Annotated in this window: 14 protein-coding genes; 9 read left to right on the top strand and 5 right to left on the bottom strand. The window is 63.1% G+C overall.

What is annotated here, in order from left to right:
• The first annotated feature begins 146 nt into the window (after nucleotides 1–146).
• The 7 genes from GKZ68_RS05070 to GKZ68_RS05040 all read left to right on the top strand — a co-directional run bounded on the left by GKZ68_RS05070 (nucleotide 147) and on the right by GKZ68_RS05040 (nucleotide 7,161).
• The gene (locus tag GKZ68_RS05070; protein ID WP_173111458.1) at nucleotides 147–2,243 is read left to right on the top strand and encodes a T9SS type A sorting domain-containing protein; all 2,097 of its coding nucleotides are present in this window, start codon (nucleotides 147–149) and stop codon (nucleotides 2,241–2,243) included.
• A 48-nt stretch (nucleotides 2,244–2,291) separates the two neighbouring features.
• The gene (locus GKZ68_RS05065) at nucleotides 2,292–3,395 is read left to right on the top strand and encodes an aminotransferase class V-fold PLP-dependent enzyme (protein ID WP_173111455.1); all 1,104 of its coding nucleotides are present in this window, start codon (nucleotides 2,292–2,294) and stop codon (nucleotides 3,393–3,395) included.
• An 81-nt stretch (nucleotides 3,396–3,476) separates the two neighbouring features.
• On the top strand, nucleotides 3,477–3,932 hold the full coding sequence (locus GKZ68_RS05060; protein ID WP_173111452.1) for a ribonuclease H: 456 nt from the start codon (nucleotides 3,477–3,479) through the stop codon (nucleotides 3,930–3,932).
• Nucleotides 3,933–3,958: 26 nt separating this feature from the next.
• Entirely contained in the window at nucleotides 3,959–4,519 is a 561-nt protein-coding gene (locus tag GKZ68_RS05055) for a hypothetical protein (protein ID WP_173111449.1), read from the top strand.
• 277 nt (nucleotides 4,520–4,796) lie between these two features.
• A complete protein-coding gene (locus tag GKZ68_RS05050; RefSeq protein ID WP_173111446.1) occupies nucleotides 4,797–5,291 on the top strand; it encodes a GyrI-like domain-containing protein in 495 nt (164 codons plus the stop codon).
• Entirely contained in the window at nucleotides 5,288–6,430 is a 1,143-nt protein-coding gene (locus GKZ68_RS05045; RefSeq protein WP_173111442.1) for an acyltransferase, read from the top strand. The genes GKZ68_RS05050 and GKZ68_RS05045 overlap by 4 nt, the downstream gene beginning before the upstream one ends.
• An 8-nt stretch (nucleotides 6,431–6,438) precedes the next feature.
• Nucleotides 6,439–7,161, top strand: a complete 723-nt coding sequence (locus GKZ68_RS05040) for a tRNA1(Val) (adenine(37)-N6)-methyltransferase (RefSeq protein WP_173111440.1) — start codon at nucleotides 6,439–6,441, stop codon at nucleotides 7,159–7,161.
• On the opposite strand, the gene GKZ68_RS05035 is transcribed toward GKZ68_RS05040, so the two are convergent.
• From GKZ68_RS05035 to GKZ68_RS05025, 3 genes are read right to left on the bottom strand one after another with little or no spacing between them, the layout of a single operon-like run.
• The gene (locus tag GKZ68_RS05035) at nucleotides 7,156–7,851 is read right to left on the bottom strand and encodes an ATP-binding cassette domain-containing protein (RefSeq protein WP_173111437.1); all 696 of its coding nucleotides are present in this window, start codon (nucleotides 7,849–7,851) and stop codon (nucleotides 7,156–7,158) included. The genes GKZ68_RS05040 and GKZ68_RS05035 overlap by 6 nt on opposite strands.
• The gene (locus GKZ68_RS05030) at nucleotides 7,835–8,845 is read right to left on the bottom strand and encodes a hypothetical protein (RefSeq protein WP_173111434.1); all 1,011 of its coding nucleotides are present in this window, start codon (nucleotides 8,843–8,845) and stop codon (nucleotides 7,835–7,837) included. Before GKZ68_RS05030 ends, GKZ68_RS05035 begins: the two co-directional genes overlap by 17 nt.
• A 3-nt stretch (nucleotides 8,846–8,848) precedes the next feature.
• Complete coding sequence (locus tag GKZ68_RS05025; RefSeq protein ID WP_173111431.1) at nucleotides 8,849–10,222, bottom strand: saccharopine dehydrogenase C-terminal domain-containing protein; 1,374 nt, start codon at nucleotides 10,220–10,222, stop codon at nucleotides 8,849–8,851.
• 141 nt (nucleotides 10,223–10,363) lie between these two features.
• On the opposite strand from GKZ68_RS05025, the gene GKZ68_RS05020 reads away from it, so the two are divergent.
• The gene (locus tag GKZ68_RS05020; RefSeq protein ID WP_173111428.1) at nucleotides 10,364–10,888 is read left to right on the top strand and encodes a cytidine deaminase; all 525 of its coding nucleotides are present in this window, start codon (nucleotides 10,364–10,366) and stop codon (nucleotides 10,886–10,888) included.
• A 153-nt stretch (nucleotides 10,889–11,041) separates the two neighbouring features.
• The gene (locus tag GKZ68_RS05015) at nucleotides 11,042–11,422 is read left to right on the top strand and encodes a DUF423 domain-containing protein (RefSeq protein ID WP_173111426.1); all 381 of its coding nucleotides are present in this window, start codon (nucleotides 11,042–11,044) and stop codon (nucleotides 11,420–11,422) included.
• Nucleotides 11,423–11,494: 72 nt separating this feature from the next.
• Here the strand turns inward: GKZ68_RS05015 and GKZ68_RS05010 are convergent, their stop codons facing one another.
• Together GKZ68_RS05010 and GKZ68_RS05005 are read right to left on the bottom strand one after the other, a co-directional pair.
• Nucleotides 11,495–11,926, bottom strand: coding sequence for a DUF1573 domain-containing protein (locus GKZ68_RS05010; protein WP_173111422.1), 432 nt, complete (start codon nucleotides 11,924–11,926; stop codon nucleotides 11,495–11,497).
• Nucleotides 11,927–12,086: 160 nt separating this feature from the next.
• Nucleotides 12,087–13,520: an ATP-dependent RecD-like DNA helicase gene (locus tag GKZ68_RS05005; protein ID WP_173111420.1), complete on the bottom strand. Its 1,434-nt coding sequence runs from the start codon at nucleotides 13,518–13,520 to the stop codon at nucleotides 12,087–12,089.
• Nucleotides 13,521–13,900: the final 380 nt, after the last annotated feature.

The raw sequence follows: 13,900 nt of genomic DNA, 5'->3' as shown, positions 1-13,900 counted from the left end.
CCCTAAAGCAGGATAATGTTGTATTTTAACCCATAACATAAGGCAATTATGGGCAGTTCGTTGGTACTTTTGGTAGAAATCCATTTCTGCGAAAAGTACTGATGCCTCGTTTACTACGTTATGCCGGGCCGGCTCTGTTTTCCTGGTTGTGCATCGCTGCGCCCCAGTTGTTGCGCGCCCAAGGCTGCCTGCTGGCGCCCGTGGCGCTGAGCCAGCGCACCCAGCAGGCGGCGCTGGTGGTGGAGGCCCGCGTGGCCAGCCAGCAGGTGGAGGACCTGAACGGCCACTTGGTGACGCGCAACGTGCTGGAAGTATTCAAGGTGTTCCGGGGGCCGCTGCCGGGCGGGCCGCTGAGCTTGCTCACGCCGGGCGGCACGCTGGGGCTGCGGCGCGAGGAAGTAAGCAGCTCTTTGCAGCTGACTGCGGGCCAGCAGGGCATCTTTTTTTTGGAGGCCGACCCTAACCAGCCGGGCGAGCGCCGAGCCTACGCCGGGCCGCAGGGCTTTATTGGCTACGACCTGACCGACCTCACGGCCAGCGAGCCCTTTGGGCGCTACGCCAGCATTGGGCAGGCGCTGTATGAGGCGGTGCAGGCGGGCACCGGCACTGCGTACCGCACGGTGGCGGCCAATACCAGCCTGGCGGCAGCCACCCAGCTCCGCCGCCTGCGCGCGGCGGCCGGGCCGCTGGCTACTACGGCACCCGTTATCAGCAGCTTTTCGCCCAGCGCCGTGACGGTGGGCACTACTACGGCTACCACCACCAGCCCGACCGGGGTGCTCACCATCACGGGCACGGGCTTTGGCAGCACGCAGGGCGCGGGCTACGTGCAGTTTCGCAATGCCGACGATGGCGGGGCCTCGTACATCAAGCCGCTGGCCAGCGACTACCTCAGCTGGAGCGATACGCAGATTCAGGTGCGCGTGCCGGCGAACGGCACTTCGCCCAGCACCCCGAGTAGCCCGGCCGGCACCGGCGACTTTCAGGTGGCTGACAATGGGGGTGCCCTAGCCACCAGCCCCAGCCCGCTCACGGTGACGTATGCGCTGCTCACCACGGTTTCCAACGGCCAGCCCTACCGCATCCACCTCATCAGCCCCGACAACAGCGGCGGCTACACGCTGCAATACGCCGCTAGCTTCCCGGCCGCAGCCAAGGCGCCGTTCGAGCGGGCCCTGCAAAACTGGCGCTGCCAGGGGGGTATCAACCGCACCATCAGCGCCACGGCGGCCCCAAACGACGTGACCAGTAAGGATGGTGTGAACGTGGTGCGCTTCGATGCCACGCTCAGCACGGGCGTGCTGGGCGTCACGTACCAGTACTACTACGGCTGCTCGGTAAGCAACGGCCCGCTCAACTGGCAGGCCATCGAAACTGACTACGCTTATGCGCCGGTGCCCATTCCGGCCACCAGCACCGCGCCCGCCTATACCTGGAACTACACTACCAGCACTCCTAGCGGCCAGCAGTACGATTTTGAGAGCGTGGCGTTGCACGAAGAAGGCCACGGCGCGCAGCTCGCGCACATTATCTCGGCCACCGGCGTGATGAACTATGCCATCGGCAACGGCCAGACGCGCCGCACGCTCGACACGAATAGTGACATCGCCGCCGGCCAGAACGTGCGCGACTACAGCACCGGCGCCACGGCACTCGAGCGCTGCAACTACGCGGCTTTCACGGCGGCCACCTGCCCGCTGCCGGTGCAGCTCGCAGCCTTCTCGGCGAGCTACCAGCCTAGCCAGGGCACCCTGCTGAGCTGGATTACGGCCTCGGAGCTTAACAGCGCGGCCTTTGTGGTAGAAAGCCAGGACGACCCCGCCGCCGCTGCCTGGCAGGCCGTGGCTCAAGAGGCCGCCGCGGGCACCAGCGCCACCCCGCGCCAGTACCAGGCCCGCGATGCCCGGCCGCTGGCCGGCACCCGCTACTACCGCCTGCGCCAAGTAGACCAGGATAGGCAGGTGACTTATTCGCCGGTGGTGAGCGTGTCGGCCACCGCTACTAGGCTAGCCGCTTACCCCAACCCAGCCACCGGCACGGTGCACCTCAGTGGCCCGCTAGCCCCCGGCACGGCCGCCCAGGTGCGGCTGCTCGATGCCACCGGCCGCTGCGTGGCCAGCGCCACCGGCCCGGCCGGGCAGGCAGCCTTCGACCTGCCACTGGCGGGCGTGCCGGCCGGCGTGTACGTGGCAGAGTGGAATAACGGGGTAAGCCTTAGCCGGCAGCGGGTAGTGGTGCAATAAGGCGCGGGGCGGGGTTTTTTGGGCTAGCCCCGCCCCTACCTTTGCCCTATGGCAACCCTCCCGACTTATACCTTCAATCCTGGCCCGGCGGCCGTGTACCCCGAAGTGCGCCAGTACCTGGCCGATGCTTTTGAGGAAGGCTGGCTGTCGGCGCCGCACCGCTCCGAGCGCTTCACGGCGCTCGTGCGCCACTGCCTCGACCAGGCCCGCCTCAAGCTCAACATCCCGCAGGACTATACCATTCTGTTTACTTCTTCGGCTACCGAGTGCTGGGAAATTCTAACCCAGAGCCTGACGCCGCGCCGCTCGTTTCACCTCTACAACGGGTCGTTTGGGCAGAAGTGGTTTGACTACGCCCGCGCCCTGCGGCCCGGCTGCACCGGCCTGCGCTTCGACATCAACGACGTGCCCGACCCGGCCACGCTGCCCTTCACCCCCGAGGAAACCGACCTGGTGTGCCTCACTCAGAATGAAACCAGCACCGCCACCCAGCTGCGCGACAACTTCATTCTCAACACCTTCAACCGGCTAGGCCCCGCGCTGCTGGCCGTCGACGCCACGTCGAGCCTGGGCGGGCTGGCCCTCAAGTTTATCAAGGCCGACGTGTGGTACGGCTCGGTGCAGAAGTGCCTGGGCCTGCCCGCCGGCCTGGGCTTACTGGTGCTTTCGCCCCGCGCCGTGGCCCGCGCCCGCGAGGTGGGCGACAACGCGCACTACAACAGCCTGAACAGCATGGTGAAGCAGATGCTCAACTACCAGACCACGCACACCCCCAACGTGCTGGGCATCTATCTGCTGAGCCGCGTGCTGCAAGCCCGCGAACCCATCAAAGTCGTTGCCCCGCACCTGGCCGGGCGCGCCCAGAAGCTCTACGACTACTTCGAGCAGGTACAGCCGCTGGGCCTGCGCCCGCTCATCGACAACCCCGAGGCGCGCTCCACCACCGTCATCGGCCTGCAAGGCCCGCCCGCGCTCATCGAGGAGGTGAAGCGCCGCGCCCGCGACGAGGCCGGCCTGCAGCTGGGCTCGGGCTACGGCGACCACAAGGCCACGAGCCTGCGCATTGCCAACTTCCCGGCCGTGCCCGATACCGCGTTTGAAGCGCTGGTGCAGTTTTTCGAAAAGATTAGAAATGAAGAGGTAACGAAGTAAAAGTCGTTTGTCATGCTTCGCAAGCTCAGCATGACAAACGACTTTTATTCTTGCCTTTTTCACAGCCTACCCTTTACTACCTTGATTACCCTCTTCACCGACGGCTCTTCGCGCGGCAACCCCGGCCCCGGCGGCTACGGCACCATCCTGCGCTACGGCCCCCACGAAAAGGAGCTGACCCAGGGCTTCCGCCGCACTACCAACAACCGCATGGAGCTGCTGGCCGTGATTGTGGGCCTCGAAGCCGTGACGCGCCCCGAGATTCCCATCCTGGTCGTGTCCGATTCTAAGTACGTGGTCGATGCCGTGGAGAAGAAATGGGTCTTCAACTGGGCCGCCAAGCCCGACTTCGGCAAAAAGGCCAACGAGGACCTCTGGCGCCGCTTCCTGCGCGTGTACCAAGACCGCAACGTGTCCTTCAAGTGGATAAAAGGCCACGCCGGCCACGCCGAAAACGAGCGCTGCGATGTGCTAGCCGTGCAAAGCGCCCTTGGCAAAGGGTTATTGGTTGATGAGGGATATGAGGCGCTGGGGTAGCTTTTCTAATAAATCGCCTAAGTCTAATGAATCCACTCAAGAACACACTACTAGAATTGCAGTACCAGTATAGCAAATTATTCGTACTAAGTATTCCAAGAAGAAAGTTTGATTACGAGATTTCAGATAGCCACTTTAGAGCTTCCAACACATCTAGAAACACTATTATATCCATTGCTTTTACCGCATTCGCAAGCTTGCTGTTACTATCAGGAATAATTGAACTTTGTAGCAAACCCGTACATAATACCACTGAGTTTGCAGTGGTATTTTTTCTAGCTCATCCAGTCATTGGCCTTCTGGCCTTCAGACAATTCTTATGGTTAACAAATGGCACGGAAGAGTTAATTGTTGAAAATCATCTTATTACATTAAAAAGGAAAGGCACCTTTTGGATTAAATCCAACTCTTACCAGCTTGATAGCATTGACTTTATCCGAAAGTCAGCCTGGGATGATTTACCGCTTTATGATAAAATACAGTTCAATATTAGACTCAATTTATTATTAATTTTTAAAACATCAACAGGTGAAATATCTTTTAATTTTCAAGAGAGAGAAGTATTTTTTTTTCAGCAATTTATTTGAAAACGAGAAACTGTTAGTAGTGGACCAGCTTGTAAGACTTAAGCATCTTTCACAGAAGGCACTATAAATTCGCTCTGCAAGCGCAAGTTTAGCGTAGCGTAATTTATATCTACTTTGCGAAATAGATTGTGCATCCCATAGAAAGAGCCAGCCGAGCGACCTGGCCCCGCCTTGCCGCTGACGCGGCAGTGGAGGTACAACCTCCACACTAAAATCAGTCACGAGTTACGCTGCGCTAAACTCGCGCCAGGAAAAACTCGGTAAACTGAGAATATTCATGCAGCCGCGCTTCGAAACCCTGCCCGAAACCCCGCTAGCCGGCCAGCGCCAGCGCCTGTCGCTGCTGGCCGATACCACGGCCGCCCTGTGGCAGAGCTTCGGGCAGCGGCTGCGGGCGCGGCCGTTTGCCCGTAGCGCCGAACGGTATTCGGTGCAGCGCTACGATGCGACGTATTTTCGGCCATTTCGCCCCGAGGCACTTTTTGAGAAGTGGGCAGCCGTGGCCGTAGCACGGGCAGCGGACGTACCGGCCGATTTGGAGCTGCTGGTGCTGCCGGCCGGCCACTACGCGGTGTTCGACTACCAAGGGCCGGCTAGCGGCGGCCCGGCCGTGTTTCGCCACCTGCTGCTGGAGTGGCTGCCGGCCTCGGGCTATGAGTTAGACGACCGGCCCCACTTTGAGGTGCTCAGCGCGCACTATCGCCCCGATGACCCGACGGCCGAAGAACAAATCTGGCTTCCGGTGAAGCCCTGCCTGGCAAGACCTTTATGAAATCATCTTCCCCGCCTACCGCCTACTACCCGGCCCTTACCGGGCTGCGGGCGCTGGCGGCGCTGGCGGTCTTCTGCTTTCATCAACACCCGCCGCAGCTGGCGCCTGTTACGTCGCTGGCCACGGCGGGGCTGGCCGTGCTAAGCGAGCTGCACATTGGGGTTTCTATCTTCTTCACGCTCAGCGGCTACCTTATTACGCGGCGCTATGCCGGGCAGCGGTTTGGGGTGGCCGATTGGGGGCGGTACCTGGGGCACCGGGTGGCACGCATTATGCCCGTTTATGCGGTGTTGCTCACGGCGGTGTTTGTGGGGCGGCTGGTTAAGATTCACCTGCCCTTCTGGAAGTGGCTGGGGCTCTATTTCATACACTTGTCGCTCGCCAATGGCCTGGTGGAGCGCTGGGCGCTGAGCGGCATTGTGCAGGCCTGGTCACTCTCGGTCGAAGAAGGATTTTACGCGCTGGCGCCGGTAGTCTTCTGGCTAGGCGGGCGCTACGGCCCACGCCGCGCCTGGCCGGGGCTGGCGCTGGGGCTGGCGGCCGTGGGGCTAGGCCTCTACAGTATGCTGCCCGCGCTGGGGTCGCCGCTCTTTATGCTCAAGGGAACGATTTTCGGGCGCCTGACCGAGTTTCTAATTGGGGCCGCTTTCGCCTGGCGCCCGCCGCAGCTGCGGCACCGCTGGGCCACGGGCGGCGGGGCGCTGGGCCTAGCCGCGGTGCTGGGCTTGCTGGTGCTGGTTCAGTACCTTATGCATCATATCAGCCTGGATACGTATCCGGGCGTGGCCATCAATAATCTGCTGCTGCCGGTGGCTACCGGCTGGCTGCTGCACGGCCTCGCGCACGAGCGCACCCGCGCCAGCCGCCTGCTTAGCACGCCGGCCTGGCAGCTGCTGGGGCGGGCATCTTATTGCTTTTATCTAATTCACATGGGGCCGCTGGCTAACGGGCTGGAAGCGCGGCTGGCGCCGCGGCTGCCAGCCCTGCTGCTGCCGCTAGCCCTGCTAGGGCCACTGGTGCTAGCGGCCCTAGCGCTGTATTTTGGCCTGGAGCGGCCGGCTCACCGGTGGCTGCTGGCGTGGTTTGGTCGGCGGGGGCTACCTCACCAAGCAGCCACGCCCGCCAGGCACCAGCTTTAGCCTAACATATGCCCAACGATTATTTTCAATTTCAGCAGTTTCGCATCAACCAAGCCGACTGCGCCCAGAAGGTGAGCACCGACGCCTGCCTCCTGGGCGCGGCGGCCGACCTTTCCGGCGCTACCCGCGTGCTGGATATTGGCACCGGCACCGGCCTGCTAGCCCTCATGGCAGCCCAGCGCGCCCCCGAAGCCACGATTGAGGCCATCGAGATAGACCCTGCCGCCGCTGCGCAGGCGGCGGCCAACGTGGCCGCTAGCCTTTGGGCCAGCCGCGTGGCGGTGCATCCGCTGAGCCTGGCGGCCTATGCGGCCAGCCGGCCCGCACCGTTCAGCCATCTCATTTGCAACCCGCCATTTTTCCGGCGCAGCCTGGCCCCGCCCGATGCGGCCCGCGCCACGGCCCGCCACGCGGGCGAAGGCTCGCTCACGTTTGCCGGCATCTGCGCCTTTGCCGCTGACTACCTGCTGCCGGCGGGCACGCTCACGGTGCTGCTGCCGCCGCCCGAGATGCCGCACTTTGCTCAGGCGGCGGGGGCTAGCGGGCTGGCCGTGCAGGCACGGCTGGCCGTGCGCCACCGCCCGGGCGGGCGTCTCACGCGCAGCATCTGGCAGTTTGGGCGGGCGGCGCCGGCTAGCCCCCGCGATGGCAGCATGGCTATTCAGGAGGCCGACGGGCAATATTCGGCGGCATTCCGGGCGCTGCTGGCGGAGTTTTACCTGGCACTATAGCAGCTCGCGCAGCCGCTCCAGCTTGTCGCCGTGCAGAGCCGCCAGCAGGTCGGCTTCCAGAGTGCCAAACTCGGTGGCCTGGTAGTGGCGCTGCACCCGGCCACCCACCAGCACCGTGGCTTCGTCGGCCACCTCGGTGAGCGTGCCCAGAATGTGCGAGGTGAGCAAAATGCCGGTGCCGCGCCCCCGGAGCTGCCGCAAAATCTCTTTCAGCAGCAGGTTGGCTTCGAGGTCGAGGCCATTAAAGGGCTCATCGAGGAGGAGGTAGGCAAACTCCTGCACCAGTACGGCCAGCAGGGCGAGCTTTTTCTTCATCCCGGCCGAGTATTCGGTGGCGTATTGGTCGAGGGGCAGCTCCAGCACTTCGTTCCAGCCGCGCAGGTCGGGCACCGGCCGGCCCCGCGCCTGCAAGCAGAATTCGACGTATTCGCGGCCCGTGAGGCGAGGGTAAAAGTAGGGCTCGTAGGGCACCAGCCCTGTAATATCGCGCACCAGTTGGGCAGCCTCCGTGGTGCACACAGTACCCGCAAAGCCTCCTTCCACCCCGTAGAGGCAGTTGATAAGGGTTGTTTTGCCCGCACCATTAGCGCCCACCAGTCCGTGAATGGTGCCGGGCCGCAGCGTCAGGCTTACGCCGCGCAATACTTCGTGGGAGCCATAGGCTTTGCGCAGGTCAATAATTTCGAGCATGGGGGCTATGCAATTCGCTAACAGATAGTATCGCCCGCAGTCGGCGCCGACTTTGCCACACCAGCATGCCCGCCGCTGCCAGCATCAAGGGCGGGTAGGCCGGGTGCCAAAACAATCCCAGCCCCACGGCCAGCACCAGCCCCTGCGTAGAGCGAATGTGCGCACTAACCGGGTAAAAGGCATATTTACAGAGAATAAGCATCACCAGCAGCCCCAGCCAAACCAGCGCCCCGGCCAGCATCGCCCCCCAGCCAGCCGCACTCAACCCCAGCAATAGCCAGAATGGCGCCGCCGTAGCCGCCGCGTAGCCCAGTCCCAACGCCAGCCGGCGCCGCACAAGCTGCCGCGGCGAGCGGGCCGCCAGGGACAGCATCGTCAGCGGCTCGGGCGTGCCGTAGCAAGCGCCCACTACCAGCAGCCAGGCAAGCAGCCCCCCTACTGGGGCTAGCGGCGATGCCCGCTGCCAGGTGGCCAGCCCTACCAGCAGGGGCCACAGCCCCAAGGCCTTGGCGGCCCGCATCCCGCTTACCCACTCACAGGCTTCGCTGCGAAACACACTGCGCCAGCGGTGCCGGGTGGCTGCAGCGGGCCGGGCCGGGGGTACCCACGCCACGCCAGCCACCAAGGTCAGCGCTAGCACCGCCGGGCCGGTAGCGTGCAACACCACCAGGAGCAGCGCCACCGGCAGGGCTAGCCAAACGTATTCCAGCGCCAGCCACGGCCGAAACCCGGGCGCGGTCATAAGCAAAAACTGCCAGTCGGCCCGGCGCCGGTGGGCCGCCAGCCCTAGCCAGCCCACCAACAGCGGCACCAGCCAGCACCCCGCCGGGTGCGCGGCCAGCACCACCAAGGCTTGCAGCACCCCTAGCACCAGCATAGACACCCCCAACGCCAGCCGCCACCAGCCGATTTCGCGCAGCAGCCGGCCCAGCAGCCGGAGCCGCAGGCGCAGGTAGGCCACTGGTGGAGCCGGTTGGCGCGAAGCGAGGGCCATAATTTAGGCAAAGAATGGCCCGGTATGCGTTTCTTCTTCCGTAAAAGTGATGCCGTAGTCGGCCGCCAGTTCGTGCAGAATGGGCGCGTAGAGGTCGGCCGTGGTCGGAATGACTACGCCCCGGCCGGCTACCTCGCCGCGCACCAGGCGGCGCACGGCCATGCCCAGCGGCAGGCCCACGGTTTTGGCCATGGCGGTGTGGGTGGCATCGTCGCCGAGCACCACCAACGACGACGTGAGTCGGTAGTTTTCAGCGGCGCGCTCGTAGTCAAACTGATGCTGCATCACTATCATGTCGTGGTCGTGGGGCTGTAACTGCCATTTTTCGGCCAGCAGGTGCTCCAGCAGCTGGGCGGGCGTGGCGTTGGCGCGGCCCACGGGGGTTTGCTCAAAAATGCCGAGCCACACCAGCCGCTGCATTTCGGGGCTATTATGGGCTAACCCCAGGTACTCAGCGGTGAGGGCCGATAGCGACCACCCGGGCGCGGGCCAGTGGGGCAGGTAGCCGGCCACCAGCTCGTACCAGGTGAGGGCGGCCGAGTTGGCCAGGTTCACGCTGTCGTCGGTGAGGCCCAGGCGCACCAGCGCGTGCCAGGCGGCGCAGTAGCCCGGCCGCCGCAGCGTGCCCCGCCGGATGCTGGGAATGTCAGCGAGCCCATACGGCACGCGGTAGTTGAGCGAATCGCGGTTGGCATAGCCCTCAAACGTGCCGTGGCCGGGCACGTGCACTTCTTCGGCCCGGGCAAAGAGCTGCTGATACGGAATGATGCGCAAATGACCGGCTTCCAGATACTTGGCCGTGCCTTGGCCGGCCAGCACCACGTTGCGCGGGTTCCAGGTAAACTTGTAGCGCCACGGGTTATCGCCCTCCGAGGCGGGGTCGAGCAGCCCGCCGCAGTGCGAGGTGAAGCCCGTGAGGCGCCCGCCCCGGCCCCGAATGTGCTCGATGGCCCGCATGGCCGACATGTGGTCGAGGCCCGGGTCGAGGCCACATTCCATGAGGAAAACCAAGCCAGCGGCGGCAGCCTCGGCGTGCAGGGCCTGCACCTCGGCACTCACGTAGCTAGCCGTGGCCAGGTGCCGCCCATGCGCCAGACAGGCCCGCGCCACGGCGGGGTGAAACGCGGCCGGCAGCATCGAGATAACCACGTCGGCTTCGGCCACCAGCAGGTCGAGCCGGGCGGAATTCTCCGCCTCGAAAGGCACGGCGCGGGCGTATTGCGAGTGGGCGGCCAGCACCGGCGCCAGGTGGGCGGGTAAGGCATCGGCCACGGTCAGAAACCAGCGCTCGGCCGGGGCGTGGCGCAACAGGTACTGCATAAGCGCCGAAGCCGAGCGGCCGGCCCCGAGCAGCAGCAGGCGGGTGGGTGAAGTCATGCGGGCAAAAGTACACGGCCTGCCGACTGAAGCCGGCTAGCCGGGTTGGGCCAGCTGGCGCGGGGCTCGCCATTTTTATCCCCGGCTTGCCTATCCCCCAATAAGCCCTTACTTTGTCGCCCCGTTTTTATTCCCGCCGCAATGGCCGCTTCTTCCATCGACTCCATCACTACCCGCCGCGAGCTGGCGCTGCACTACCACGAGCTAGCCAGCCCCGACCAGCTCACGCCCGCCGAGCGCCAGGTGTGGGAGGCCGCCCGGGCCGCCACGGCCCATTCCTACGCGCCGTACTCGCATTTTCACGTGGGCGCCGCGCTACTGCTGGCCGATGGCAGCCTCGTGCAGGGCACTAATCAGGAGAATGCGGCTTATCCTTCAGGCCTGTGCGCCGAGCGCACGGCGCTGTTTGGGCTAGCCGGCAATCGGCCCGGCCCGCCGCCGCTCATCGTGGGCATGGCCGTGGCCGGCCGGCCGGCCCAAGGCGAGTTTGGCCCCGCCCTGCCCTGCGGCGCCTGCCGCCAGGTAATGCTCGAATACGAGGTGCGCCAGGGCCAGCCCATCTGGCTGTTACTACCCAGCGTGAGCGGCACCGTGCTACGATTCGAGCGCCTGGCCGATTTGCTGCCCTTCCATTTCTCGGCCGATGCGCTGCCGCCCCAGGCGTAACATAATGGTCTGCAAGACAGCGCAAATCACTAGGAAACATCATGCTGGGCCTGCCGAAGCATCTCCGCTGCGCCGCCCGGGTGTCGTTCAGCAGAGATGCTTCGGCAAGCTCAGCATGACGTTCTTTGTTAGCGCCTTTCAATTACTACGCTTATGTCTCCCCGCCTTATCCTCCAGCTCGCGGCCCTGCTCGGGGCGCTCACCGTGGCCATCGGCGCCTTTGGCGCGCACGGCCTGCGGCCCATGCTCGAAGCCAGCGGCCGCCTCGAAACCTTCGAAACGGCCGTGCGCTACCAGTTTTACCACGTGCTGGCGCTACTGGCGGTGGGCGTGCTAGCCACGGCGCGGCCCGAGCTGCGCGACCCACTTGATACCACGGCCGCGCTGTGGCTAGGGGGTATTCTGATTTTCAGCGGCTCGCTGTATGCCATCTGCTTCACGGGCATCACCAAGTTTGGGGCGGTGGCTCCCATCGGGGGCCTGCTGCTGATTGGCGGCTGGCTGCGCCTGCTGCTGGCCGTGAGCAAGCTTTAGCCTTGTTCTTAAATAGAACGCAAAAAAGGGGCTAGCCACAACGGCTAGCCCCTTTTTTGTGGCTTAAAGCGCCTACTTGGTCGAAGCCGTGGCCGCTTCTTTTACCTCGCCTACGAGCGAAACGGTGGTGCTGCCACCGGCCGAGTTCGAGTCGATGGTCAGAACTTTGGTTTGCATCCCCATTTTGCCGGCCGAGTTGAATTTGGCCGAGATGGTGCCGGTTTTGCCGGGCTGCACGGGCTCCTTGGTCCAGCTAGGGGTGGTGCAGCCGCAGCTTACGCCGATGTTAGAAATTACGAGCGGCTGGGTGCCGGTATTTTTGAACTTGAATACGTGGTCAACTACGTCGCCCTGCTTGATGGTGCCGAAGTCGTACTTCACTTCCGAAAACTCAATCTGGGGGCCGGCCGGCTTAGCGGTGGCTTTAGCAGGCTTGGCAGCCTGGGCGTGGGCAGCGGTACCCGCAAACGTGAGGCCCAGGGCCAGCAGCAGCATCTTGGTCATGACAAAGTAAAAATTGGGTTATTGGGAGAGAAACAAATTTACGCGATAAGTCGGCGTAGGCAAATCTGCAGCCAAATTAGGGCCGCCCACCTAATAGCCGTCGCAGCCGGGCAAACTCTGATTCAGGCAATTGAATTCCACCCGGCGCAAAAAAGCGGGGCTAATCCTCCACAATTTCGCTGGGCGCGATGAGCCGCTGCTGAAAATTAAGCAGAAACAGCCGCTCCGAGGCCCGCGTGATGGCCGTGTAGAGCCAGCGCGCAAACTCGCCGCCCACCGGCTCGTCGGGCTTGATGAAGCCGTGGTCCACGAATACGGCCTGCCACTGGCCGCCCTGCGCCTTGTGGCACGTCAGGGCGTAGGCAAATTTTATTTGCAAGGCGTTGAGGTACGGGTCTTTGCGCATCTCGGCGTTGCGCTCGGCCTTCTTGGTGAGGTGGGCATAATCGGCCAGAATTTCCTGGTACATCTTCTCATTCTGGTCGCGCGGCAGCGAAGGGCTTTCGGTATGCAGCGTATCGAGCAGCAGCTTTACCTCCAATTCGGGCTCGTCGGGATAGTCTACTAAGCGCACCCTAGCCTGGGCAAAGCGGCAGCCAAACACTTCCTCGCGCCGAATTATCTTAGTGATTTCCAAGAAGTCGCCGTTGGCCAGAAAGCCGATTTCCGAATCCTTGGGCAGCCAGAAGTAGTTGTTGCGCACCACCATGATATAGTCGCCGGCCTCAATTTCCTCCTCAGCATCAAATAACGTGCGTCGGATGAGCTGGTTATACTGGTTGGCGTTGCGGTTGGAGCGGCAAATAATGGTGGTATTCTCGTGGCCGAAATTGCGGTAGGCCCAGCGCAGGCCGTCCTCCAGCTTGTCGCCGCCCATCTTAAACATGTCCTTGTAACCCTTGGTGTGCAGCTGAATATTGGGTGCTTCCTCCCGCAATTCCTCGCGCAACTCCGTGGCATTCACCAAGATGCCCGATGCCTCGGCCTGGCGCATTACCTGGCGCAGTTCTACCCCATCGACCCTAGCGCGGAAGCGGTGAGCCAGCAGCTCGGGGTCGAGGGCCGGGCTCAGGAGCTGGCCCACCGGCGGCAGCTGCGCCGTATCGCCGATAAGCAGCAGCCGGTTAGTCGATTTCTCAAACACGAAACCCATGAGGTCGTCGAGCAGCCCGTTCTCCCCAAAAGCCTTTTCGTCGGAAATCATGGAGGCCTCATCCACGATAAAAAGAGTTTCTTCCTGGCGGTTGGGCTGGCGCGTGAAGCTGAGGCGCTCGCTGGGCGCGCCGCTGGTTTGGCGGTATATCTTTTTGTGGATGGTGCTGGCTGGCACGCCCGCGTAGGCGCTCATCACCTTGGCGGCGCGGCCGGTGGGGGCCATGAGCGCATAGCGGCGCTGCATGCGGCCCAGCCACTGCACGAGGGCGCTCACGACGGTGGTTTTGCCAGTGCCCGCGTAACCGCGCAGCACAAACACCTTGCGCCCCGGCAGCTGGTCGCGCAAAAACTCATCGAGCTGCACGAATAATTCGGCCTGGTCGTCGGTCGGCTCGAACGGGAAATAATCGCGGACGGACGGGAATCTGGTTTTTAACACGAGCTGATAATTTAACCCAGTAGCAATAAGTGCCGCAAATGTGCATCGGCTGGCTACACAATCTGCTAGTGCGACATATATCAGCTACTTTGGCTGCATGAAAAAGGTATTATTGTCTGACCTGCTGCTGCTACCCATCATTTGCCTGGCCTGGCAGTGGGCTGCCATCCCGGCGCAGGTACCCCTGCATTTCTCCCGCAACGGTGCCGACGTAGTAGGGCCAAAATGGGAGCTGGGCCCGCTGGCGGCTTTGCCTCTGCTACTATACCTTCTACTACCCTTACTTCGCCCAGCTAGCCCCCGCGAGCCCTTCCACAAGCAGGCTGGAGTTGGCTTGTCGCTTTTAGGCAGCTTAGCACTAAGTGCCTGGTTCATATACC

Origin of the sequence: Hymenobacter sp. BRD128 (assembly GCF_013256625.1) — a bacterium.
Classification (GTDB): Bacteria; Bacteroidota; Bacteroidia; order Cytophagales; family Hymenobacteraceae; genus Hymenobacter.
The sequence above is the reverse complement of the archived record's forward strand: the minus strand, read 5'-3'. Positions and strand labels throughout refer to the sequence as shown.

Excerpts from the sequence above, each read along its gene's own strand:
- GKZ68_RS05010 (WP_173111422.1), bottom strand. The coding sequence starts at position 11,926 with ATGACCAAGATGCTGCTGCTGGCCCTGGGCCTCACGTTTGCGGGTACC.
- GKZ68_RS05040 (WP_173111440.1), top strand. The coding sequence starts at position 6,439 with ATGCCCAACGATTATTTTCAATTTCAGCAGTTTCGCATCAACCAAGCC.
- GKZ68_RS05045 (WP_173111442.1), top strand. The coding sequence starts at position 5,288 with ATGAAATCATCTTCCCCGCCTACCGCCTACTACCCGGCCCTTACCGGG.
- GKZ68_RS05035 (WP_173111437.1), bottom strand. The coding sequence starts at position 7,851 with ATGCTCGAAATTATTGACCTGCGCAAAGCCTATGGCTCCCACGAAGTA.
- GKZ68_RS05015 (WP_173111426.1), top strand. The coding sequence starts at position 11,042 with ATGTCTCCCCGCCTTATCCTCCAGCTCGCGGCCCTGCTCGGGGCGCTC.
- GKZ68_RS05065 (WP_173111455.1), top strand. The coding sequence starts at position 2,292 with ATGGCAACCCTCCCGACTTATACCTTCAATCCTGGCCCGGCGGCCGTG.
- GKZ68_RS05030 (WP_173111434.1), bottom strand. The coding sequence starts at position 8,845 with ATGGCCCTCGCTTCGCGCCAACCGGCTCCACCAGTGGCCTACCTGCGC.
- GKZ68_RS05050 (WP_173111446.1), top strand. The coding sequence starts at position 4,797 with ATGCAGCCGCGCTTCGAAACCCTGCCCGAAACCCCGCTAGCCGGCCAG.
- GKZ68_RS05025 (WP_173111431.1), bottom strand. The coding sequence starts at position 10,222 with ATGACTTCACCCACCCGCCTGCTGCTGCTCGGGGCCGGCCGCTCGGCT.
- GKZ68_RS05020 (WP_173111428.1), top strand. The coding sequence starts at position 10,364 with ATGGCCGCTTCTTCCATCGACTCCATCACTACCCGCCGCGAGCTGGCG.
- GKZ68_RS05055 (WP_173111449.1), top strand. The coding sequence starts at position 3,959 with ATGAATCCACTCAAGAACACACTACTAGAATTGCAGTACCAGTATAGC.